We start from the raw sequence: 24,789 nt of genomic DNA, 5'->3' as shown, positions 1-24,789 counted from the left end.
AATAACCTCCACATTATTTTTTCTTACTGCCTAATTTATTTTCAGTTCCCTTCATAAGTCTTTCAATGTTTGATTTATGCCTTGCTATACCAAGTATGGTATAAAATGAAGCCACCACTACCAGCACCCACTGTCCCGGATAGAAAAAGGCAATGCTTACGGGAATTGAAATCAGTCCTACAATAGAGCCCATTGAAACATATTTGGTTACATAACTTACCAAAAGAAATACCGCTAAAGGTATCATTGTCATAGGAAAATTAAATACTAAAAAGGCTCCTCCTGTAGATGCTATCCCCTTCCCCCCATGAAAGCCAAGTGTAAACGGAAAGTTATGCCCAAGTACTACACCAAAGCCACATAAAAGCACATAATAATTAGTACTTAAAAATCCGTTTGTATCTCCTGTAAGATTAGGACAAATAAGATATCTAACTAAAAGGCAGGGAATAACAACCTTTAGCACATCTCCGACCAGAGTAGGGAGACCTCCCCTCAAAAATCCAAGAGTTCTTAAGGCATTGGTCGAGCCAATATTACCGCTTCCTTCATGCCTTATATCAATATGATTGCATTTGCCTACGATCAGCCCTGTAGGAAAATTACCGAAAATATAGCCTAAAACAACAACAATCGCACTTAACATAGTTACTCCTATTAATGTATTTTAGTCGTATCATCAGCACTTCTCTCTCTTATAATGAATCGAAGTGGGGTTCCGGTAAAGCCAAAGGCTTCCCTTATTTTATTCTCAATATATCTTGTATATGAATAATGCATCAGTTTTTTGCTGTTTACAAAAACTATGAAGGTAGGAGGCTTTACAGAAACTTGGGTAATATAATATATCTTAAGCCTTCTTCCCTTGTCTGTTGGAGGCTGCTGCATAGCTACAGCTTCAGCAAGTATATCATTAAGCACACCTGTAGATACTCTTAAAGTATGATACTGAATAACCACATCTATAAGGTCAAAGAGCTTATTAAGCCTCTGCCCGCTTACTGCTGATATAAAGAGGAACTCCGCATAAGGCATATAAGCGAGGATTTCTTTAAGCTTTTTAGTATGCTCATTCATGGTCTTATCTGTCTTTTCAATGAGGTCCCATTTATTTACGGCAACTATTACACCTTTGCCACGCTCATGGGCAATTCCCGCTATCTTTGCATCCTGCTCGGTAATCCCCTCTGTTGCGTCAATTACAAGAACAACTATATCAGCTCTTTCTACTGCTGATACAGTACGAACAATGCTGTAATACTCAATATCTTCCTTAATACGGCTCTTCCTGCGGATACCGGCTGTATCTATCATTATGTATTCCTTGCCGTTTCTTCTGATTCTTGTATCAATCGCATCTCTTGTAGTACCGGCTATATCTGAAACTATTACTCTGTTTTCTCCGAGCAGCCTGTTGATTATGGATGACTTTCCTACATTTGGCTTACCTATGATGGCAATCCTTGGAGTATCATCTTCTTCAGCCTCAGGGCTGTCCTCAGGAAAATGTTTAATAACCTCATCAAGCATATCTCCTATACCTGTCTGGTTTACGGATGATATAGGAAATGGCTCGCCAAGTCCAAGGTTGTAAAATTCAAAGACATCAGCCTGCTGTTTTACAGGATTATCTACTTTATTAACAACCAAAACCACAGGTTTCTTGGACTTTCTAAGCATGTGAGCTACCTGATTGTCAGAATCTACAAGACCTGTCTTAACATCAGTTATAAATATAATTACATCAGCTGTATCTATGGCAATCTCTGCCTGCTCACGCATATTTGCAAGCATCATGTCACTTGTATCAGGCTCGATACCACCTGTATCTATCATAGTAAAGGCTTTGTTAAGCCACTCTGCATCAGCGTATATCCTATCTCTGGTTACACCGGGTGTATCCTTTACTATAGATATGTCGCTGCCTGCAAGTTTATTAAAAAGTGTAGACTTACCTACATTAGGCCTGCCTACTATTGCTACTATTGGTTTCAAATTACACCTCAATATTTGTATTATTTACCGCTACTCTGTAATTTTACCTTATTGTGCGGTGTTTGTAAAGGTTGGAAGAATTATTCATTGAAAGTAAGTAAACGCAATACTGGTTCATACTTACACCTTCTTCCTTAGACTTATCAGCCAATAATTTATGCAGGCTTTTTGGCAATCTTAACTTAAATTGTCCGGAATAATCATCATAGGAAGTAGGTTCAGGAATGGTAACTCCCTCTTCTAATGCTGCAGCAATCCATTCTTTTTTTGCATCACCTGCATTCTTAACAACTGATTCAAGTGTATCACCAACTGTTATACATCCCGGAAGCTCCGGATATCTTGCGGCATATCCACCTTCATCCTTATCCGGAACAATTTCTAACTTGTATGGTAGATTCAAGTAATAATCAATTGTTTTCATGTAACATTTCCTCCTCAACTATATCACGTACCATTTCAACGTATACCTTCTTTATTGGTTCATGCTTAGGAATCGTAATCGGGGTCTTTCCTGATTATATAATGGTGTCATATGTGGTGTCAATATAAATTACAATTTCACATCTATCTTTGTTTATTTCTAAATATTCTGAGTTACATGGTAATTAAATAACTATTCATACCTTGTTATTTTTGTTTCCCCACCAGTTTCTGATACATTTTCATAAGTTTTGCTACACAGTCAGCTTCTGACAACTTAATGTCAAAGCCATAGGCCTTCATCACAGCTCTATCGTTCTCCGTATGTGCTTTTCGTAGTTCAGCAGGCATTAGAAGAGGATCATATAAATCTGCAAGGCTACTATTAGGATAAAGTTTCCTTGCATCTAATATACCTTGTGCTGTCTGTTCGATTTTTCTCTTTTGTTCATCAGATGGTTCAGGCCAAGGAAAGTTGTTGTAGACTATATCTTTTGAATATCTATAATCACTTTTTAGTCTACCACATACAACTCTAGTCCATGCCATGTGAACATTTGATGTCAGAACACCAAATTCATATATTCCTGCATCTGGAATTATAGCAGCTGAATTTGTAGGAATAATATCTCCATTTAAAAAACCTAATGGTATGTATCTACGATTTTCAGATGATGTTAATGGCATAATTATATAAGTTAAAGGATTTTTAGTCTCTCTAAAAAGGGTAGGTGTATCAGCCAATTGTTGTCTATCCTGTGCTCCATTAAGCCTATCTTCTCTACACAGTTCTATTCTTTTCATTATTTCCGGCATTTTATGAAGTTCTGCCGGATCAGCCCCTACCAGCCACAGGCAATATCTATCCCTATTGTTGATATACTCAGCCGCACCTGTTAATTTTTTGATATATTTTACTGCATTTGGTTCTTTTTCTATAAACGATTCATAATCTTCTGCTTCTATTATCAAATGCCCACCATCTGCCGGTCTATTACCTGTAGTCATTTTGGGTACATTACAAAGAGGCTTTGGTATTGACTTCACAAATATTGTTGGAGCTTCTATTAAATAGGGATTAATTTCAGATACAATTTTTATACTATCATTAGTAAATATTTTTTTCTCCACTCTATCATTATTTGTTCCAAATCCAATAATCACACAATGAACATGTGCTTTTAAATTTGCTTCACTATCCCAAATAAATGTTCTATATGCAAAATTAATATGAATATTAAATCTTTCATATAGGGGGCCCCATACACTTGCCACCTGTTCACCTTGAGTAATTGAATTAGTTGAAACAAAAGCTATAGAAACATCTGTATTTTCAATATATTTTGAAGCTTTAAAATACCAAGCAGATACATAATCAATTTTACCTGCAGTTTTATATGGTTTTCCTTTTTCATCAACATAAATCGAAAGAATATCAGCTTTCTGATTTTCATTTTGCATAGAATATCCTACAAACGGTGGATTCCCCATTATATAATTAAGCTCTTCTGCAGGTATAACATCATTCCAATCAATTCTAAGTGCATTTGCCTCTACAATGTTTGCATTTGTCTTAAGCGGAAGAAAGTCCAGATTTATAAGCATAATGTTTTCTGTCTCTTTCATCATCTGGCTTTCTGCTATCCATAGTGCAGTCTTTGCAACTGTTACAGCAAAATCATTAATTTCTATTCCATAAAACTGACTAATTGAGACTTTGATAGGATTTACTGCCTCTCCTATCATCATCTGACCACTTTGCAGAGTACGTATTACCTCGTTTTCAAGGCGGCGGATAGAAATGTAAGTTTCTGTAAGGAAATTTCCACTTCCCGCTGCCGGATCTAAGAATTTAAGAGATGAAAGTTTATCCTGATAATCTTTTAACAATTTCACCCTTGTTTTAATTACAGTATTTTCTTTTATCTCATCAAGTTCTTTCTTTAATTCATCTAAGAAAAGTGGGTCTATTACCTTATGGATATTCTCAATAGAGGTATAGTGCATACCGCCGGTTCTTCTTGTTTCAGGATTTAAGGTAGATTCGAACACAGCTCCAAATATTGTAGGGCTTATAGCAGACCAATCAAATTCTTCGCTTGCCTTCACTAAGATTAGTTCTCTTATTTCATCAGTAAACATTGGTATTTCAATATTTTCATTGGCAAAAAGACCACCATTTACGTAAGGAAATTCTGCCAGTTCAGGTATGAGGTAAGGATCCCTATCTTCTACCCTTTGATCAAGCACTTTAAACAGGTCAATTAGGGCATTTCTTAAATGATGGGTATCATAGTTGGCAAGATAATCATGAAACATATTTCTTCTTCCAAATATGCCTGCATCTTCAGCATATAGGCAGAATACAAGTCTTACACAGAGCACATTCAGGCTTTTTAAGGTTTCCGGATTCTCAGGATTCTTATATTGTTTCATAAAAGCAGTATATAACAATCCAACAATATCTCCCGCTTTTAAGGAAATTTCCATTTCATGTGAGAGCTGTTTTACTTCTTTTTTTACTATAAAATCCAACATCGGATATTTTCCCTGAAGCTCAACCAGCATTATTTTATTAGGTTTAGGTACTTGTACATTCATGTCATAAACCCAAATTTCAGCAAAATTTGATATAATAATCCAGCGTGCTTTTTCTTCATATGGTAGATTATCATTATATCTTTTGGCCTGTTCATAAGGAGTGAGTTCAATACCGCCTGAATTGTGTAATTTTTTATCTAGTCCTATTCCTAAGCTTTTCTGTTCTATAAGCACTTTAGTTGCAGGAATATAAGCATCAATTTTTTTGGTATTACCATCCACAACAACCTTTTTTTCAAAATTTATATAGTCAGTCGGATGTGTTATTCCCATTACATTTCCCAAAAAATCCAGCCAGTATGAACGGGCATCTTCTTCTTCACTTCCCCTATTATTCCACTTATTTACAAACTGTCTAGCTGCTTCCCTCTGTTCTACATCTGTCATTTATCTATCCCCTTACATTATAATTTATTCTAATATTCCTTCTTAAAACCCACCCTGAAAATATGCCCTCGCAATTACATAAGAAGGTTCATAGTATGCACTGCAGTTATAATTATCTATCTTCTCACAAATCTCATCATTGTATACCCTTATAATTCCCTCTACTTCTGTTTCATTTGACATAGAAGTATCGTGAATAAGTCTTTCGTATACCTTTCAGGTTTTCCTTTCCCAGTTTATTCACCACATAACTATTTTTTTGGTGCAGCCTTCTTGCCACACGCTCTATCATATAGCAGATAAATTTAACATCATCTCTTGTAATTTCTTCATCTGGAAAATATATATTTTTCAAGCTTCCTCACTTCCTTCAAACTTAAGAGTTTTAAGTGCTTCTTCAGTAAAAATAATTATACCCTAAACACAACTTAAAATCCACTCTTACCACAATACTTCTTTCTTTTTCAATTAACATATATAGAGAAGATATACTGTAAATTTATACAAGAAAGAATCATGCCCGGAGATTTTTGTATCACAAGAGATTCCGGAGGAATTTCCTATGACATAAAAAAAACGACAGCCTCCATAAGGAAACTGCCGCCTGCTTATAAACCATTATTTTACAAGTAAAAGAGCCATCTTGAATCTTCCAACCGCCTTTACGCTGTGAAGGGCATTTTTTTCGAATTTGAAGTTATCTCCTTCATTTACCTCATAGTCAGTGCCTTCATAGTTAATAACACCCTTTCCTTCAAGGGCAAATACTATAGCCTCGCCCGGAGCACGGTGTTCTGAGAGGTAGCAGCCTTCATCAAAAGCCATTATCATAAACTTAAGATTGTCCTGTCCGATGAGGTCAAGATTTGTGATGCTACCCTTCTCATAGTCAAGTAAGTTCTTTAATTTTGTAACCTCTCCTGCTTTTAATACACTATTCATATTAATCTCCTTTTCAAGTAATATTTCTATATATGACAGGCCGCTCTCTGTACCGGCCGACATACCACATAAAGTTTTGGGAGCAACGTATAACAAGGCATTTTCAGACATATGTTCTGTATCATTTTCATTCAGATTAAACACACCAAATCCGTCTGTACCTATGTAAAGTACCGGGCAGTCATAACTTTCCTTGCTTATATCAGTTCCCCTACCCAGCCTGAAGTAAGTAAAAGGAGCATCTGATAAACCAAGCTTTGTAGATATGGTCAACTCACTTTTAATCTTGTACTCTTCAGAGAACCTAAACTTACTACCTGTAACCATCAGCACCTCCTATTATTATCTTAGTAACCTTAAAACACGTTCTTTACTCTTTGTATAATGATAAATAATCCGTTGACAGTCTATCATACTCCGGAAATATCATTTAACTATCTTGTAAAGTACTTATTGTTACCTGCTATTGCAATTACCCACTTAATGCTATCTTATCCAATCCGGCATATAATTGCAACTGAAATTTGAGCAAAATACCTATGTTCTCATTAAAGAACACTGAACATCACTCTGATTGTGATGAGCTTATATCTTTTATGTAATTTTCGAAATATTCACCACATTTTCTAAGCTCTCCGAGTACAACCTGTCTGCCTCTTTCTGTATTGTACCAGTTATCCGCGGTTATGTTTTGAGTGTTGGTTGGGACTACATATAGCTTAGTATCAGGAAATAAATGAGAGTAGGTCATAAGCGCCCTCCTTGCGTGAAAGGCTTGTGGACAGATGATGGCTGATTTTATACGAAACTTCATCTCACGTAATAATTCCTTAGAATATATCGCATTTTCATAAGTGTTGGTAGCCTTTTCTTCCCTTATTACATCTTCATCAGGTACACCGTTTTTTATAAGAACCGAGGTTAAAAACTCTGCCTCTGTTCTGTAAACACCCTTATATCTCTCATCAGTTACCCTTTCATTCATAAATCTGCCAAACTGATAAAAGTACATTCCAGATGGCATAATTTTCTCTGCTTTACCCTCTTTATACAATCTCGCAGCAGTTTCAGCAAGAACCCAGTTAGATGAACCCGGAATGAAGATTATATCAGCTTTCTCCGGTTCATCCTTTATGAAGATAAATTTTGTAATATCCTCAATATTGTTTCTCATTTTATATTTACTCCAATCAACTCATTATATTTAAGATACAAGTGTCAAAAGTATAAAATTCGATTGGGGCTTGCTAGCAAGAGAATTTATTATCTATTGACACCAACATCATATTAATTAAAAATTCAAGTTCTAAAAGTATGTTCATTCCGATTTTACTAACTCATAGCAAAACAGTTTCCTTTCTCACCTACACCATTTTAATTCAAATTGCTCATAAAGGTCAATATCCTGTCACTATACTATTTTACTTTTTAAGACTGTATAAAGATATTATCCGCAGATATTCTACAAAATATTTCTATTAATTATTCACTTATTACATTATCTTATTATATTGAATAATTTTGCAAAAAATACTATAAGTTTTTTCAAAATTTTTATTGATATTTTTTTAACAAACTGTTATAATATTCACATAACTTATGATACAAGTGTCAAAAGTATAGAAATTCGATGCAAGCTTGCTTGCAAGAGAATTTATTAACTTTTGACACGCAAAAAATATGAGTAAGCAGCCATTTTTTGTAAAAAATGAGCTGATTACGAATATTTTTGCAGGGATTGCTAAAGCTGTGCTGTAGCAATCCTGTATCACTGGGTGTCAAATACTTTTGACACCCACATCATAACTTATATTAAATAAATACAATTTGAAAGCTTCCTGTATACTATAAATAGGTCAAGAGATTGACATAAAAAAATACCTCAAGTAAATTTAGATTATTACTGACCTGCCAGTTGGTAAAATCTAAAAAACACAAGAGGTATCTAAAATGAATATTAAAGGCACAAAGAAAAAAAATCAAGTAGTAACAGCAAATATTTTTGAACAGCAGGAGCTTTTGAAAAAATCGGAGGTGATTAAGGAAAATCTCGCAGCTTCAACCTGGCGTGAGTTGGAAACCAATGGTAAGTTCGATAAAAATAAAAAACTCTCTTTTATCAGCGATGACATGCTTATCTTGGGATGTGATGTAGGCAGCGAAACGCACTATATGAGAGCAATTGATACCAGAGGACGGGAACTCAGTAAGTCCGCACATTCTTTCAACAATAATCAAGAGGGCTTCCGGAGTGCAAAGGAATGGGCAGTGAGGATAGCCGCTGAACATGATAAGAGTCAGATAGTGCTTGGCTTAGAGCCGACCGGTCACTACTGGTTCTGCCTTGCTACATGGATGATTACAAATGGAATCAGTGTTGTTCAGGTAAACCCTTATGCTGTTAAGCAGACAAAGGAGGTTGAAGATAACAGCCAGCTCAAGGATGACAGGAAGGATCCAAAACTGATAGCAAATCTTGTCAAGGATGGCAACTTTGGTATGCCATATCTTCCAGAAAAAATCTATGCTGAACTTCGTAGGTTATCCATGTTCAGAGACCAACTGAATGAAGACAGAATTCGAACAATCAACCGGATGCACAGGGAGATGAAGATATATTTCCCGGAGTATAAGGAAGCATTGGGAAAAGTCGATGGAGCATTTAGCCTTGAACTGCTGAAAGAGGCACCATTTCCGGATGAACTGACCGCACTTGGAGAAGAAGGGATAAGACAGATTTGGCATGCTGCTAAACTTAGAGGACGCGGGTACAGCAGAGCCAGAGAAATCTTACAGTACGCAAAAGCAAGTGTTGGGATTAAGGATGGATCTATTGCAAGCAAGGCAGCTGTAAAGTGGTTCGTGCAGAAAATCATGGAACTGGATGTTGAACTTGCTGTTATAGAGAACCAGATCAACCAGAAATGTCAGGAGATACCGCATACAGGTAACGTTCTGGAGATATCTGGGATTGGAGAAAATACACTTTCCGGTATTCTTGCAGAGATGGGAGATATTTCAAGATTTGATGATGTTAAGGAAATACAGAAATTAAGCGGATTAGGCCTTGTGGCATGCAGTTCAGGAAAGCATAAGGGAGAAACCAAAATCAGTCATAGAGGACGCAAACGACTCAGATATTGGTTATTCCAGGCAGCAAAGTCAGCAGTGGCCCATGCAGAGGAATTCAAAGAACTCCATATGTATTATACGACACGAGCCGATAATCCGTTGAAAAAGATGCAGTCATTGATTGTGATAGCCTGCAAGCTTCTGAGGATTATCTATACGATTCTGAATACTGGTACGAAATATGCTCCGAAGAAGATGTTGATGGACATCAGACGTCCGGAAAATAAGGAAGCTATTGTAGCGTAAGACAGTCGGCAGCAAAATTTATTCCAGAGCCTTGCCGGTTTTCGGATTCTTCCGAGATCGGGCAGGGTTCTGGAAGGGAACCCGATAACGATGGAGCGCTACAGGTGCTGCATCATCACAATGACCAGCAAAACGAGTCAGGGTAAGCATCCACGGAATATCCGTACCCTGTGGAGTATGCAGGTCAGTAAAATCAAAAAACAAACAAGAGCTGTAGCTTGCAGTAGTTCTCTCCGTAGGGCATGACCCTGTTAGAAAGCTTAGCAGGCACTCGGTGTATGGACAGGTGGGACGAAGGAAGTTGGGACACGATCCCTTTAGACACGGAAGGTTCACCATCATAGTTAGCAGAGGATTTATAGCCTTTATAAAGCAAAACAATGGGATGCTTTATAAACTACACCCTCTTTTAGCTGTTCAGTATAAAATACAATGACTGTCATACATTTTTTGCTCTGTTTTATGAGGTAAATATTTAAAGAAAAGCCTGAAATTAAATGATTTAGGGCTTGACATTATAGGAAGGAGATCTATGATGAAGGGTTACGCAATGTTGAAAATCGGAGAGTCAGGCTGGATTGAGAAAGAAAGACCTAAGTGCGGTCCTCTTGATGCTATTTGTAAACCACTTGCACTTGCAATCTGTACTTCTGATGTACACACACTTTGGGAGGGTGCTATCGGCGAAAGACATAATATGATCTTAGGACATGAAGGCTGTGCTGAGGTTGTCGAGGTAGGTGAATTGGTTAAAGACTTTAAGCCTGGAGACAGAGTTCTCGTACCTGCTATTACACCTGACTGGAACTCACTTGAGGCTCAGGCAGGCTTCTCAATGCACTCAGGCGGTATGCTTGCAGGTTGGAAGTTCTCTAACTTTAAGGATGGTGTATTCTCAGAGTTTTTCCATGTAAATGATGCAGATGGAAACCTTGCTCACCTTCCTAGCAATATAAATACCGTTGATGCTTGTATGCTCTCAGATATGGTACCTACAGGCTTCCATGGAGCTGAGCTTGCAGATGTTCAGTATGGTGATTCAGTTCTCGTTATCGGTATCGGTCCTGTAGGCCTTATGTCTGTTGCAGGAGCAAACCTTCGTGGTGCTTCAAGAATCATTGCCGTTGGTACAAGACAGGTATGCGTTGATGCCGCAAAGGGCTATGGTGCTACAGACTTTATCAGCTATAAGAATGGCGCCATTGACGAGCAGGTACTAAAAATGACTGATGGCAAGGGAGTAGATAAGGTAATCATCGCCGGTGGCGGCGTTGAAACTTTCTCTCCTGCTGTTAAGTGCTTAAAGCCGGGTGGAAAGATTGGTAACGTTAACTATCTCGGATCAGGCGAGAATATCGACATTCCTCGTGTTGAGTGGGGAGTAGGTATGGGACATAAGCTTATAAACGGCGGTCTTATGCCTGGCGGCAGACTTCGTATGGAGAAACTTTCTTCACTTGTTTCCGCAGGAAAGCTTGACCTTTCTCCTCTTTCAACTCACGTGTTTGAAGGATGGGATCATATCGAAGAAGCTCTCTTCCTTATGAGAGATAAGCCTGCAGACCTTATTAAGCCTGTAATCAAGATTCAGGACTAAGATATATTATAGTTATTGTCTTTTTCAGTCTATTATGATGTAAGTATCAAAAGTGTAAAACTATTTATATGATGTGCTTACGGCATATTAGCAAATAAATTTTATAGATACCTGTATGGAGTTGTTCTCTGTACAGGTATCAAAGATTTGAGGAGATATATGAAAATACTTATAGTATCAGGCTTTTTAGGTGCAGGTAAAACCACCTTTATTAAAGAGCTTGCAAAGCGTACAAAAAAAGAAATAGCTATTTTTGAGAATGAATACGGAACCTCAGGTGTAGACGGCGATATTCTAAAAGAGTCTACAAATGTAAATATTTGGGAGCTCACTGAAGGCTGTATCTGTTGCTCTGTAAAGGGTGACTTTGCTGCTTCCGTACTTACTATAGCAAACACCGTCAATCCTGATTATCTTGTTATAGAGCCTACAGGCGTTGCTATGCTTAGCAATCTCATAGCTAATCTTTCCCAGATAGAATACGAGCATATCAGGCTTATGGCTCCTATATCAATCGTAGATGCCTTAAGTATTGAACGCTATAAGGACGAATTCCCTGAAATATATAAGAATCAGATAGAATATGCTGATACCGTTATATTTTCAAAAACCGAGAATTTATCCTCCGAAGAGAAAGATAAGCTAAAGCTTGAAGTAAGCGAAATAAATCCAAACTGTAAGATAATTACCGAGCACTACTCTACCTTGCCTGACTCTTTCTTAGATAGTCTTCTTCTTAAATATCTTGACGGAGCTATAGAAATACCTGTTAAAGAAGATTATGAAGAAATGCCAGACAGCTTTTCTCTTAACGATATTTCTATAAGATCAATTGAAAGATTTATTATCTTTCTTGAAAATCTAATAAGAGGTAAATACGGCAATGTTTTTAGGGCTAAGGGAAGCTTCGCAATTAAGGGCCTTAACCTTAGGTTTGACCTTGCAGACTCCCGTTATCAGATAGAGGTAGGAACTGACGAAATCTCTAATAAGGCGGTATTTATTGGAAATGATATTAAAAAGCAAAAAATAAGAGAGGTTTTCTTTGAAAACTCTAGATTTATTAAAATCGGACAAGTAAATCCGTTCCCCCCAGATAAGTATATTGTATTCTGGTAACATAAAATACAAGGCCCTTAAAAACCTATCTATTCACAAACAGCCGGTCAGAATATGTAAATATCCTGACCGGCTGTTCTTTAATTCAATTCAAATTGTACATGTAAATACTATTGCTCTTCCTTGGAACTTGCAGCATTTTCTTCAACTACCTTAGCCTGAACATCAGCAGGTGCTGCCTCGTAGTGGCTGAATTCATAGGAATACTCCCCTATTCCACCTGTCATAGACCTGAGGTCTGTAGAATATCCCAAAAGGCTTGCCTGTGGAATATCGTCAAGAATCTCAGTTCTTCCATCATAAAGAGTATTCATTCCGCTTACTCTTCCTCTTCTCTTGTTAAGATCACCCATTACATCTCCAGTGAATTCGTCAGGAACAACCACTCTAAGAGTCACAATAGGCTCTAAAAGTATAGGCATAGCCTGCATAAATCCGTCCTTAAATGCCTGCATTGCAGCTGTCTTAAACGCCATTTCAGAAGAATCAACAGGATGATAAGAACCATCTGTAAGTGTAGCCTTAAGTCCAACTACAGGATAGCCTGCAAGAGGTCCCTTTGCCACGCACTCAGCTATACCCTTTTCAATGGCAGGGAAGAAGTTCTTCGGAATAGCTCCACCAAATACGGTTTCTTCAAAAATATACTGCTTTTCAAGGTCATCTGAAGGCTCAAAGGTAATATGTACATCACCATACTGACCATGTCCACCAGTCTGCTTCTTGTACTTGTTCTGAACTGAAACCTTCTTCTTAATAGTCTCCTTATATGGAATACGTGGCTTAAGAAGCTCGATATCAACCTTATATCTGTTTGCAAGCTTGCTAACAACTACCTCCAGCTGCTGATCTCCTATACCGTAGATGAGTGACTGGCGGTTTGCACTGTCATTTACAAGCTTAATGGTTGGATCTTCATCTACTATCTTCGATAATGCACTTGCTATCTTATCGTCATCACCCTTATTCTTGGTTACATATCTCATATATGTATATGGAACAGAGAATGAAGGCTTGTCATATACCACAGGTACAGCCTTGGTAGCTATGCTGTCACCGGTAGCTATATCAAGCTTGCCTATTGCACCGATATCTCCAGCGTGAAGCTCTTTTACCTCTATCTGTTCTTTACCCCTAAGCACATAAAGCCTTGATATCTTCTCCTCAACATCCTTTGCTACATTGTAGATAGTTGAATCTGCCTTAAGTACACCAGAACATATCTTAATAAGTGAGAACTTGCCGATGAACGGATCAGCTATTGTCTTAAATACCTTAGCAGTCATCTCTTTATTCTCGTCATAATCAGCATGGAAGCTGTTGCCTGTCTTCTGATTGATACCTGTAATAATGGTCTTATTTGGTGAAGGGAAGTAATTAACTATCTGGTCGATAAGGTTTCTTACTCCCTTAGCCTCAAGACCTGAACCCATAAGTACAGGCACAAGACTAGTATCTCCAACGCTCTTTCTAAGTGCCGTAGACATCTCAGCCTGAGTAAATTCTTCACCATTGAAGTATTTATCCATCATGTCATCGCCTGTCTCAGCAACTGCCTCTAAGAGAGCATCTCTATAAGTCTGTAAATATTCCATAGAATAGTCAGGGATATCAGATTCTATATAAGTGCCGTCGTTATTAAATCTACGTCCGGCCATTTTTACCACATTTACAAAACCAACAAACTTTTCATTTTCACGAATAGGTAACTGGAAAGGAGCAACCCTTGTTCCATATAGTTCCTGTAATGCTTCCACTACCTTCCTGTAGCTGGCATTATCATCATCCATATCAGTTACAAAAAACATTCTTGGTAGTTTATATTTTTCACAAAGATTCCAAGCTTTTTCAGTACCCACCTGAACTCCTGCTTTTGCAGAAATTACAATAATGGCAGCATCAGCGGCACTTGCTGCCTGCTCAGCTTCACCAACAAAATCAAAATATCCCGGAGTATCTAAAATGTTAATCTTCGTTTCATCACTTACAATAGGAATAATAGAAGTCTGTATAGAAAATTCTCTCTTCTGTTCCTCTTTGTCATAATCACTGATTGTAGAGCCGTCTTCAATTTTCCCCTGTCTTGTAATTACACCCGTTACATACGCCATGGCCTCTGCAAGTGTAGTCTTGCCGCAGCTGCCATGGCCCAGTAGAGCTACGTTTCTAATTCTTTCATACTTAAAAATGTCCATAATCTTCTCCAATCTGCCACAAACTTATGTAGCCTGAAATTCGGATTTAGTACATATGTATATTTTACAATTATTATGGATATTTTTCAAGTATTATGTTGAAATTTTACTAATGTTATACCATCTTTTTATTATTTATTTGGATAAAGAGCATTAAAACAGCCATCTTTTGCTGATTTGGGCAAAAAATATATACAATTAAAACAAAACAAGGGAACGGGAAAAACCCGAACCCTTTCATAATTAATTATGCTATCTCTAGCTTCTTGCTGTTTCTGTAATAACAATATACCTTGTCTGAGAGTACATCTTCATCAGAAACCACTGTATTGTTGATATTCTGAACCATATCCTGCAAGGTGGACACTTCTTTATCTTTTGTGGCCTTGATAATAATAGTCTCATGTATAGAGCTTGGGAGAATATATAAATCAGATTCTAAGTCAGAAGAAATCCTATCTAATATTTTGTCATACAAGATAACTCCCGCACCACAGCTCTTTCTCTTGTTACAAACTATGTACATTTCCTCGATATCTTCTTCCCTGTCTTTAGCAGGAATGAAGCTTGACATAGGAACCACATCGGGAGCCAATAGCTTTGGTGTATTCTTTTTAGCTATCTCCCAAAGTTCAGCACTACTAAGGCCAAACTGGTCTGCTATCTCATTGGTGATGTGAACCACCCCAAAGTCTTTTCCAAGATCCGTGGCAACAAAGGCAAATATAACCGCCAAATCCATTACCTTGATATAAGGTCTGCCGCTTAGTCTTCCCTTATTCATCTCAAAATTGACCAGCTCAAAGATTATCCTGTCTTTTATTATGTCGATATCTGTATAATCTCTTTCATCGAACTTAGGAGTAGTAAAATCCATAAAGATATCATAGAGTTCATCCTGTATAGAGCTTAATTCATAAGACTGATTCTCACAGTATTCTCTATAGAAGTCTTCCAGGTAAATAATCCTAGATACCTTTTTATTATCCTTAGCTTCTTTGCAAAACAACGAAAGGCCATAGCGGCATACATCGTTATTCTTAGCAACCTTTTTCAATACAACCTCATAAGAAGAACCAAGTCTTCTCTGTAGTCCTTCCTTTACTACCTCGACAAATTCATTATAATTCAAGTTTCCCCACTTTCCCCCAACTTGTCGAATCAAATAAACAACTCACATTATAAATTAAATTTATGTCTTTGACAACGGCAAAATAACCAAAAATAACGACTTTTATTCGTCATTTTGCACAATCATCTAATTTCGTTAACAGTCAAAAGAGGACCAAATAAATCTCCTTCTACATATTCTCCACCACATTCAACTGCAACAGCGTCCGTGGCTTCATCATTTACTCCTGAAAACGATATAGTCTTTCCAAGCTTTTTAGCCACTTCTGTAACTATCTTCAAATATTTTACAACCTCTTCCTCTTCATCCTCTTGTAATAGTCTGTTTAAGGCTATTGAAATCTGAGATACCGGCAAGACTTTTAGAATCTCCATTGACATTCCTCCTGTTCCATATCTTCCAACTCTAAAACTAAATCCCTTGGCAATAAGCTCTTCCAGAACAAAACTAAACTCCGGTATATCTGCTATTAGTATACTTTCATCTATTTCGATTATCAGCCTCTTTGCATCAATTCCGCTCTCGTTTACTATACTGTAGAGCTTGTTTCTAAACTCATAGTTAAGCACCAGCCTTTTCGATAAAGGCAGAATTACTTTTTTATCAGTAAAAGCCTTCATTTCCTCACAGACTTTTTTAAATGTATTTTCTCCTAGTGCAAATATCTGACCTGTTTTTTCTGCAAAGCCTATGAATTTTCTTGCATGCCATATACCCTGTTCCCCTCTGTCCCAAAGGAGCCTCATACGCACAGTATCATATGTTTTGTTTTTTATGTCATACACAGGGGCATACTTAATGATAAGGTTATCGTTTTTAATAGCATTTGTGAGGTTTGACTGGAGTTCCAGATTTTCAATCTCTTTTGTTGTCATCTCCTCATCATAATAGCAATAGTTGTCCTTACCCAATCGCTTTGCTTCTGTAAGTGCTGTTGAGGCATTTTTAATGAGTACGTCTGCTTTTGTCCCATCTCTAGGAACTACAGCAGCGCCTATACTTGTTGTAATCACCAACTGACCAAATGAGGTTATAAAAGGAAATCTAAATGACGCTTCTATTCTCTTTAATTTTTCATCAAATTCTGCCAAATCAAGGATATTCTGGCTAAGAACCATGAATTCATCACCACTCATCTTTGCCAGATAGTCATTTTCATCCTGATTCTGTCTAAGCCTATGACTTACATCCAGTATAAGCTCATCACAATTAGCATGTCCCCACATATCATCAATCTGTTTAAAATTGTCTAGGTCAATGTACATTATACCGGCATATTCTTCTTTCCTAAGAGTCTCAAGTGTATGATTAAGCACTTCAATAAAGGCCACACCGTTAGGAAGACCTGTATAAGAATCCTCATAGGCAAGCTTTCTTATCTTGTCCTCCCCTGTCTTTATCTCCCTGTATTTTACATTAAGCTCTTCCTGCGTGGTATTTATCTCACTATATACATTATCAAGATCACTTAATGTATCTTTTAGTTTTCTTTCTGCTTCCTTCTTTTCTCTAAGAATTTTATTTCTTGAAAAAAGAAGTAAAATAGCCAATATCGACAACAAACCAATTACAATATATAACAGATTATCCAAACCTTCTTCCTCCCACCACACAAAACTAAGTATCTATTCTAAAAAAGTATGGCAAACGCTTCAAATGGCCTTAATTTCATATCATTTAGGTTAATGTCTTTATAATTATTAATAAGTACTCTACCATTTCCTATATCATTATAGTCGAAATTTCTTGTATTTTCGGAAAAGTTACAAGCAACTAGGATTGTATTATTATTTAATCTCCTTAAATACACAAAGAGATCCTCATCATCAGGAAGGAGTAATTCATAATCGCCATACACTATAATTTCATGCTCTTTTCTTAAAGAAATAAGCTTTTTATAATAATTAAATACTGAATCCTCTCTTGTCAGCTGTTCCTTAGCATTTATCTTTTTGTAATTAGGGTTAACATTTATCCAAGGTTTTCCGGTAGTAAATCCCGCATTTTCGCTATCATCCCACTGCATTGGAGTTCTTGCGTTGTCCCTGCTCTGATGACAAAGCTTAGGAAAGAGCTCCTCAGGACTGATTATTCCATTTTCAGTGAGTTCGTGATAGGCATTGATTGATTCAAGGTCCCTAAAGTCATCTACTGACTTAAATACAGTATTAGTCATACCAAGCTCTTCCCCCTGATACACATAAGGAGTTCCCTGCATCATATGCAGGCAGGTGGCTATGCATTTTGCAGAAAGCTCTCTATATTCATCTTTTTCACTGCCTAGTCTTGATACAATTCTAGGCTGGTCATGATTACAGAAATAAAGGCTGTTCCACGCTACTCCATTAAGCCCTTTCTGCCATTTAGTAAGGTTCTCTTTAAGTGGAACTAATGGAATTCTCTTTGTAGACCACTTCATAGTTTCGCCATTATCAAGCGCTGTGTGTTCAAACTGAAAGACCATACTAAGCTCTGTTCCGGCAGAGTTTGCATACTTTTTAGCCTCCTCGACAGTTACGCCTGCACACTCACCTACGGTCATAAGGTCATACTTAGACAATACTTTCTTGTTCATTTCCTGCAAATACTCATGCACTCTTGGTCCATTAACGCAGGACTCAAAGCTTCCATATAGACCTCCATTAGTTGGGCCATCAGGGAAGCTTTGATCCTTTGATATAAGGCTGATAACGTCCATTCTAAAGCCATCTATGCCCTTTTTGCACCAACGATTCATCATAGCATAGACTTCTTCTCTAACCTTTTCATTTTCCCAGTTAAGGTCAGGCTGTTTCTTTGAAAATAGATGTAAATAATACTGTCCTGTAGTCTCATCATACTGCCAAGCAGAGCCTGAAAAGCAGGAACCCCAGTTATTTGGCTCCTTGCCATCTTTACCATCCTTCCATATATAGAAGTCACGCTTCGGATTGTCCTTTGAACTGCGGCTTTCTATAAACCACTTATGCTCGTCAGAGGTATGGTTAACTACTAGGTCCATCACTATTTTAATACCCAGGCTATGCGCCTTAGCAAGCATTGCATCAAAGTCAGCCATAGTGCCAAACTCTGTCATTATGTTTTCATAATCACTTATATCATAGCCGTTATCATCGTTAGGAGACTGATATACAGGAGAGAGCCAAATCACATTTATTCCAAGCTCTTTTAGGTATGGGAGCTTCTTAGTTATTCCTTTTAAGTCACCGATTCCATCACCATTGCTGTCGCAAAAGCTTCTTGGATATATCTGATATACTACACTTTCTTTCCACCAGGTTTTATTCATTTTATCTTAGTCTCCTTTATCTATAGTAACCATTATAGGTTCAACAATAATGCCCTTCTCATCATAGTGTTAGAATTGTTTCCTACATTTTTGTCTTATTTATAGAGTAATGATAAATGCAGAAAAAGTCAATTAAAACTTGCATAAAGGCTCCCTTATATTATCCAAGCATTTATCCGAAGTTCTTCCTGTCAAATATTAGCTATAGACTTATTATTAAAAATTAAAAGAATTTCCTTACACAAAAAAGCCACCTCCTAAGAAGTGGCTTATATTGTTTAATCAATATTAATCTTCAACTTTAACGATTTCTTTCTTGTTGTAAGAACCGCAAGCCTTGCAAACTCTGTGAGGAACCATAAGCTCTCCGCAGTTACTGCACTTAACAAGTGCCGGAGCACTCATCTTCCAGTTTGCTCTACGAGCATCTCTATGACCCTTAGAGCTCTTATTCTTTGGACAGATTGACATGTGAACACCTCCCTTATCAATACTTTATACATTGTATTCAAAAGGATTTATCACTGAGATAACAATCCTCGAATAAACAATAAATTTCATACCTGACTATTGTACAGATATTTAAATGATTTGTCAAGTATTATTTTACAAGTGCAAGTGTGTCTTTTGCAATAGCAAGTTCCTCGTTTGTAGGAATTACATATACCTTAACCTTGCTGTCAGGAGTAGAAATAAGCATGTTCTTACCTCTTTCCTTATTGGCAGCATCATCAATCTTGATACCAAGATACTCAAGGTTTTCACAGATATCTTTTCTGGTAGTAGAGCTATTCTCGCCTACTCCAGCGGTAAATGCTATGGCATCTACACCGTTCATTGCAGCGGCGTAAGCACCGATATACTTAATTACTCTATACTTAAAAGCATCGTTAGCAAGCTTTGCTCTTTCATTACCCTCAGCCGCAGCCTTGTCAAGGTCTCTAAAGTCACTGGATACTCCTGAAAGGCCAAGCACACCGGACTTTTTGTTGAGAAGATTAAGAATCTCATCCACTGTCTTGTTCTCGTGATTTGCAATAAACTGGATAACCGCAGGGTCAATATCACCTGATCTTGTTCCCATAATAAGACCTTCAAGCGGTGTAAGTCCCATGGAAGTATCAACACATTTTCCATCAATAGAAGCTGAAATTGAAGATCCGTTTCCAAGGTGGCAAACTATAACCTTTCTGTGTCCCTCAGGAAGCTCGCCAAATCTGATAGTCTCAGCAGATACATACTTGTGGCTGGTTCCGTGGAAGCCATAACGACGGATAGAATATTTCTCATAGTACTCATAAGGAATTGCATACATATGAGCCTTAGCAGGCATAACCATACCAAAACCTGTATCAAATACTGCTACATTAGGAGTACCCGGCATAGCCTCTTCACAAGCTTCTATACCCATAAGGTTTGCAGGGTTGTGAAGTGGTCCAAGGTCGAAGCAGTCTCTTATAACCTTCTTAACATCATCAGTTACAATAACAGGATCACTATAGACAGTACCTGCATGAAGTACTCTGTGACCAATTGCAGATATCTCTGAGACATCAGAAATCACACCATGGTCTTTGTCTGTGAGCGCATCCATAACAAGCTTTACAGCTACAGTATGGTTAGGCATTTCGTGCTCAAGAACGAAATCATCTTTTCCTACAGCCTTGTGTGTAAGAAGGGAGCCGTTGATACCTATTCTCTCACAGAGTCCCTTTGAAATAACTTCCTCTGTTTCCATATCAATAAACTGATATTTAAGAGAAGAGCTTCCACAATTGATAACTAAAATTTTCATAAACATACCCCTTTTTTGTTTTTTTGTTTATATAAATTAGGTTTATGAAGTATAGACCCAATTCATTTTTGATAATCTAAATCAAAGATTACAGCTTACTCTAAAGGAAACTTAGATCTGTGCCTGAACTGCTGTAATTGCAACCACTCCAACTATATCGCTTGCTGAACAGCCTCTTGAAAGATCATTGACAGGACCTGCAATTCCCTGTGTAAGAGGTCCATAAGCCTCAGCCTTTGCAAGGCGCTGTACAAGTTTGTATCCTATATTTCCTGCATCAAGGTTAGGGAAAATGAGTGTATTAGCATGACCTGCAACCTTGCTTCCAGGAGCCTTAAATTCACCGACAGAGGCAACAAGGGCCGCATCAAGCTGAAGCTCTCCGTCAAGAGCAAGCTCAGGGTTCTCTTCCTTAGCTATCTTAGTCGCTTCCTGTACCTTGGTTACATCATCATGCTTAGCTGAACCCATAGTTGAGTATGAGAGCATCGCTACTCTTGGCTCCGCTTCTACAAGGGTTCTGAATGACTCTGCTGAAGACTTGGCTATGGCTGCAAGCTCTTCTGCATTTGGGTTCTGATTGAGACCACAGTCAGAGAAGACAAAGGTTCCCTTCTCACCCATATCGCAGTTAGGTACTTCAATTATGAAAAATGAAGATACAAGCTTGGTTCCAGGCTTTGTCTTAAGTATCTGAAGACTAGGCCTAAGAGTATCTGCGGTTGAATGGCAGGCACCTGAAACAAGTCCGTCAGCATCCTTCATCTTAATCATCATAACTCCGAAATAAGTATTGCTGGTTGTAAGAATCTTTCTAGCCTCTTCCTCTGTCATACCCTTGCTTTTTCTAAGTTCAACGAGGGAAGCTACATAATCGTCTAATCTATCACTTTTTTCCGGATCAATAATTTTAGCACCTGTTACATTGAATCCGCCTTTTTTAGCATCTGCCAGTATTTTCTCTTCTTTTCCAAGAAGAACCAGGTCTGCAATACCTTCCTTAAGTACAGCGTCAGCAGCCTCTAATGTTCTCATATCCTCACTCTCAGGAAGTACAATAACCTTCTTGGATGTTTTTGCTTTTGCTTTAATTTTGTCAATAAAAAACATAACTTTATGCTCCTTTCAAAATACGTAAAATATAATACTAATAATTTCACCAGAAAAAATCTTTATAGTAAATTTCTATGAATAAAATATTTTTTCACCACATTCTATTATAACCCCTTTATGAAAAACATACAAGGATAGTTGAGAAAAAAATATAAATATATTAGAATGATTGTAAAAAGATACAAATAATTAGGAGAGTTATGATAAATAATCGTAAAGTAGCTGCTATAATCGCAGAATATAACCCATTCCACAACGGCCATGCCTATCATATCGAAGAGACGAAAAGAATAACCGGGGCTGACTATATCATTATTCTTATGAGCGGTAACTTTGTGCAAAGAGGTGAACCGGCTATAATCGACAAATATTTAAGAGCAAAGTCTGTTCTTTCATCAGGTGCAGATGCTGTATTTGAGCTTCCTGTAACCGTATCAACAGGAAGTGCAGAAACCTTTGCAGATGGCTCTGTAGCTCTTGCCAATAAACTTGGAATAGTTGATTTTCTCTCTTTTGGGGCAGAGAATGATAATATAGATGAGCTAATAAGCTGTAGTAGATTTCTTGTTGGGAGCGAACATAATGATGAGATTACAAAGCTTATGTCAGAAGGCTTAACCTATCCCGAAGCAAGAGAAGCCTATCTTAGGCATATGGGGCGTGTAAAGGAGGCTGATTTACTTAAGACTTCAAATAACATCCTTGCCATATCTTATCTGAACAAGCTTTTTAGGCTTAATTCAGATATTTTGCCTGTAGCAGTGAAAAGAGCGGAGGCCTTGCATGATTCAGAAATATCACCTGATGATACCTCCTCTATTACATCAGCCAAAGCCATAAGGCTGGATTTACAGGTTAACTCCGGAAAAATAAGTGGCAGATATATCCCTGACTCGACAAGGAACCTGCTTAATCCTAACGGTAGTTATATTAAAAATAATGATTTTTCCGATATTTTATTTTATAAGCTTGGGAAAATAATTTATACGAATGATAAGAATACTGCAATAGGTATTTTAAGCAGTTACAGCGATATTACTGAAGACTTAGCCGGAAGAATATACAACTTATTTGGCAAGGTCACTACCTACGATGATTTTGCGGCAGCACTTTGGTCTAAAAACTATACTTATGCCAGAATCGACAGGGTTTTGTACCATATCATAGGTGAAATCACAAAAGAGCTGATTGAATCAAACAAAGCCTTTGACTTTTGCCCCTATATAAGGCCTCTCGCCATAAAGAGAGAATCCTCTGTCATCTTAAATGAAGTAGGAAAAGCTGTAAAAAACAGTGAGAAGGTTGAACTAATAAGCAGAATTGGTGATGCAAATAAACTACAAAATAAAGCAGCCATACAAACCTTCAATGTGACAAGGTTTATGACTGCCCTATATAATCAAATCACCTACAAAAACTATGGTATAAAGACTTACGATGAAGCTTCAGAGAGTTTTATTTATTTTTCTTCTTAAATGAGAATCTATCGCTAAGGTCTACGAGCTCTTCTTCATCATCTTCTTCCTCGAACTCATCATCTTCATCATACTCGTCACGGGCTCTGTCATCATCGTCAGAGTCCTCTTCTTCAAAATCACCTGACTCGACATTTACTGTAAACTCACCCTCTTCGTTTTCACTATTACCATCAGTCCCGTCTTCATCAGAACTATAGCCATTTACTTCTCGCGCTTCAAGAATCTGAGCATTTAACTCATCTCTGTTATTCTTAACTATTTCTAAGTTACTCTTTAAGGTGTCAATTACACTGTTTGAACTCTCTATAGTCATCTTAAGATTATGAGATACCATCTTTTCAACAGCTGCTAACATTTCTTCAGCATAAGAAAGCGCACCTATTTTAATCTGCGCTGCCATCTCTTCTGCTTCTTTAATGATGGCATCTGCGTCATCATCTGCCTGTCTAAGTATTCTTTCTGCCTCCTTGTCGGCTTCAATAACAACAGAATCCTCTTTTACAAGCTCCTTAAGTTGGTTTCTCGCATCTTCTTCTATTTGTGCCGCTTTGTTGGACGCAGCCTTTAATATTTCATTTTTAGCCTTTGTTATTTTATAAGCTTCTTCAAGTTCATTTGGTAAAGTCTGTCTTAAATTGTCAATATAATTAAGAAGTTCATCCTTTGAAATCTTAATCTTATCCCTTGATAATGGGCCTGCATTGTGACTGTCAACAAAATCTGACATCTCGTCAATCATTTTAACTATTTTATTGTCTGCCATAACTTACTCTCCAAATTATTTTTTCTTAAAAACAAATGTCTGTTGTTTTTATATATTTTATCTTTAACTATCTTGAGTCCCAGATAATCCACGAATGAAAAATCTGTGTTCTTACTTGCCTCAACGATAATAATAACCTCATCATTAAGTATAGCCGAACCAACCAGCGCAGTCAAGATACCTTGCTCTAATCCCTGATTATACGGAGGATCTAGAAAAACAATGTCAAATCGCTTCTTTTCAAGTTCCAGTGTTCTTATTCCCGATAGAACTTCGAGTTTAAGAATCATAGACTTGTCGGCAAACTTTGTCTTATCTACATTTGCCTTGATGCACTTAACCGCCTCATCTGATTTCTCCACAAAGGCAGCAAACTCTGCACCACGGCTTAAAGCCTCTATGCCTATCTGTCCGCTTCCTGCATATAAATCAAGAAAATTTGCCCCCTCAGTATAGCCCTGAAGCATATTAAACAAGGTTTCCTTTATTTGGTCAGAAGTTGGTCTTGTTTCAAGACCTCTAGGCGTAATAAGGGGCACACTTCTGGCAATTCCCGCAATAACTCTCATATTCCCTACCTTT

General features: G+C 37.5%; 20 protein-coding genes and 1 pseudogene. 4 read left to right on the top strand and 17 right to left on the bottom strand.

Annotation, left to right across the window (positions count from 1 at the left end):
- Positions 1-13: 13 nt before the first annotated feature.
- From plsY to JJN12_RS05355, 8 genes and pseudogenes are all read right to left on the bottom strand, one after another.
- On the bottom strand, positions 14-646 hold the full coding sequence (plsY, locus tag JJN12_RS05385) for a glycerol-3-phosphate 1-O-acyltransferase PlsY (RefSeq protein ID WP_208428719.1): 633 nt from the start codon (positions 644-646) through the stop codon (positions 14-16).
- A gap of 11 nt (positions 647-657) precedes the next feature.
- Positions 658-1,995 (bottom strand): ribosome biogenesis GTPase Der, encoded by a 1,338-nt coding sequence (der, locus tag JJN12_RS05380; RefSeq protein ID WP_208428718.1) that lies wholly within the window; start codon positions 1,993-1,995, stop codon positions 658-660.
- 43 nt (positions 1,996-2,038) lie between these two features.
- Complete coding sequence (locus JJN12_RS05375) at positions 2,039-2,419, bottom strand: toxin-antitoxin system HicB family antitoxin (RefSeq protein ID WP_208428717.1); 381 nt, start codon at positions 2,417-2,419, stop codon at positions 2,039-2,041.
- A pseudogene (locus JJN12_RS14715) lies at positions 2,406-2,510 on the bottom strand (toxin HicA); the annotation flags it as partial. The gene JJN12_RS05375 and the pseudogene JJN12_RS14715, both read right to left, overlap by 14 nt.
- 115 nt (positions 2,511-2,625) lie before the next feature.
- Positions 2,626-5,406, bottom strand: a complete 2,781-nt coding sequence (locus tag JJN12_RS05370; protein WP_208428716.1) for a class I SAM-dependent DNA methyltransferase — start codon at positions 5,404-5,406, stop codon at positions 2,626-2,628.
- Positions 5,407-5,448: 42 nt separating this feature from the next.
- Complete coding sequence (locus JJN12_RS14565) at positions 5,449-5,589, bottom strand: hypothetical protein (protein WP_331466909.1); 141 nt, start codon at positions 5,587-5,589, stop codon at positions 5,449-5,451.
- A 435-nt stretch (positions 5,590-6,024) separates the two neighbouring features.
- Complete coding sequence (locus tag JJN12_RS05360; protein ID WP_208428715.1) at positions 6,025-6,675, bottom strand: cupin domain-containing protein; 651 nt, start codon at positions 6,673-6,675, stop codon at positions 6,025-6,027.
- A 238-nt stretch (positions 6,676-6,913) separates the two neighbouring features.
- Entirely contained in the window at positions 6,914-7,522 is a 609-nt protein-coding gene (locus JJN12_RS05355) for a YdcF family protein (protein ID WP_208428714.1), read from the bottom strand.
- 776 nt (positions 7,523-8,298) lie between these two features.
- On the opposite strand from JJN12_RS05355, the gene JJN12_RS05350 reads away from it, so the two are divergent.
- From JJN12_RS05350 to JJN12_RS05340, 3 genes are all read left to right on the top strand, one after another.
- Positions 8,299-9,726 carry an IS110 family RNA-guided transposase gene (locus tag JJN12_RS05350; RefSeq protein WP_208428713.1) on the top strand — a complete coding sequence of 476 codons (1,428 nt, stop codon included), beginning with the start codon at positions 8,299-8,301 and terminating at the stop codon, positions 9,724-9,726.
- A 532-nt stretch (positions 9,727-10,258) separates the two neighbouring features.
- Entirely contained in the window at positions 10,259-11,323 is a 1,065-nt protein-coding gene (locus JJN12_RS05345) for an NAD(P)-dependent alcohol dehydrogenase (protein ID WP_331466908.1), read from the top strand.
- A 159-nt stretch (positions 11,324-11,482) separates the two neighbouring features.
- Positions 11,483-12,442: a CobW family GTP-binding protein gene (locus JJN12_RS05340; RefSeq protein WP_208428712.1), complete on the top strand. Its 960-nt coding sequence runs from the start codon at positions 11,483-11,485 to the stop codon at positions 12,440-12,442.
- A 110-nt stretch (positions 12,443-12,552) separates the two neighbouring features.
- On the opposite strand, the gene JJN12_RS05335 is transcribed toward JJN12_RS05340, so the two are convergent.
- From JJN12_RS05335 to pta, 7 genes are all read right to left on the bottom strand, one after another.
- Positions 12,553-14,637: an elongation factor G gene (locus tag JJN12_RS05335; protein ID WP_208428711.1), complete on the bottom strand. Its 2,085-nt coding sequence runs from the start codon at positions 14,635-14,637 to the stop codon at positions 12,553-12,555.
- A gap of 247 nt (positions 14,638-14,884) precedes the next feature.
- Entirely contained in the window at positions 14,885-15,769 is an 885-nt protein-coding gene (locus tag JJN12_RS05330; protein ID WP_208428710.1) for a DUF5688 family protein, read from the bottom strand.
- A 122-nt stretch (positions 15,770-15,891) separates the two neighbouring features.
- The gene (locus JJN12_RS05325; RefSeq protein ID WP_208428709.1) at positions 15,892-17,361 is read right to left on the bottom strand and encodes a diguanylate cyclase domain-containing protein; all 1,470 of its coding nucleotides are present in this window, start codon (positions 17,359-17,361) and stop codon (positions 15,892-15,894) included.
- A 38-nt stretch (positions 17,362-17,399) separates the two neighbouring features.
- The gene (locus JJN12_RS05320) at positions 17,400-19,058 is read right to left on the bottom strand and encodes a glycoside hydrolase family 13 protein (RefSeq protein ID WP_208428708.1); all 1,659 of its coding nucleotides are present in this window, start codon (positions 19,056-19,058) and stop codon (positions 17,400-17,402) included.
- A 288-nt stretch (positions 19,059-19,346) separates the two neighbouring features.
- A complete protein-coding gene (gene rpmF / locus JJN12_RS05315) occupies positions 19,347-19,529 on the bottom strand; it encodes a 50S ribosomal protein L32 (RefSeq protein ID WP_208428707.1) in 183 nt (60 codons plus the stop codon).
- A 130-nt stretch (positions 19,530-19,659) separates the two neighbouring features.
- On the bottom strand, positions 19,660-20,853 hold the full coding sequence (locus tag JJN12_RS05310; RefSeq protein WP_208428706.1) for an acetate/propionate family kinase: 1,194 nt from the start codon (positions 20,851-20,853) through the stop codon (positions 19,660-19,662).
- A gap of 111 nt (positions 20,854-20,964) precedes the next feature.
- Positions 20,965-21,963 (bottom strand): phosphate acetyltransferase, encoded by a 999-nt coding sequence (gene pta / locus JJN12_RS05305; RefSeq protein WP_208428705.1) that lies wholly within the window; start codon positions 21,961-21,963, stop codon positions 20,965-20,967.
- A 203-nt stretch (positions 21,964-22,166) separates the two neighbouring features.
- On the opposite strand from pta, the gene JJN12_RS05300 reads away from it, so the two are divergent.
- Positions 22,167-23,441, top strand: coding sequence for a tRNA(Met) cytidine acetate ligase (locus JJN12_RS05300; RefSeq protein ID WP_208428704.1), 1,275 nt, complete (start codon positions 22,167-22,169; stop codon positions 23,439-23,441).
- Here the strand turns inward: JJN12_RS05300 and JJN12_RS05295 are convergent.
- Complete coding sequence (locus JJN12_RS05295) at positions 23,422-24,207, bottom strand: hypothetical protein (RefSeq protein WP_208428703.1); 786 nt, start codon at positions 24,205-24,207, stop codon at positions 23,422-23,424. The two genes, JJN12_RS05300 and JJN12_RS05295, sit on opposite strands and share 20 nt — an antisense overlap.
- Positions 24,189-24,776 (bottom strand): 16S rRNA (guanine(966)-N(2))-methyltransferase RsmD, encoded by a 588-nt coding sequence (gene rsmD, locus JJN12_RS05290; RefSeq protein ID WP_208428702.1) that lies wholly within the window; start codon positions 24,774-24,776, stop codon positions 24,189-24,191. Before rsmD ends, JJN12_RS05295 begins: the two co-directional genes overlap by 19 nt.
- Between the last annotated feature and the right edge of the window lie 13 nt (positions 24,777-24,789).

The sequence above is a fragment of the Catonella massiliensis genome (assembly GCF_016651435.1).
In the GTDB taxonomy this organism is placed as follows: domain Bacteria; phylum Bacillota; class Clostridia; order Lachnospirales; family Lachnospiraceae; genus Catonella; species Catonella massiliensis.
The sequence above is the reverse complement of the archived record's forward strand: the minus strand, read 5'-3'. Positions and strand labels throughout refer to the sequence as shown.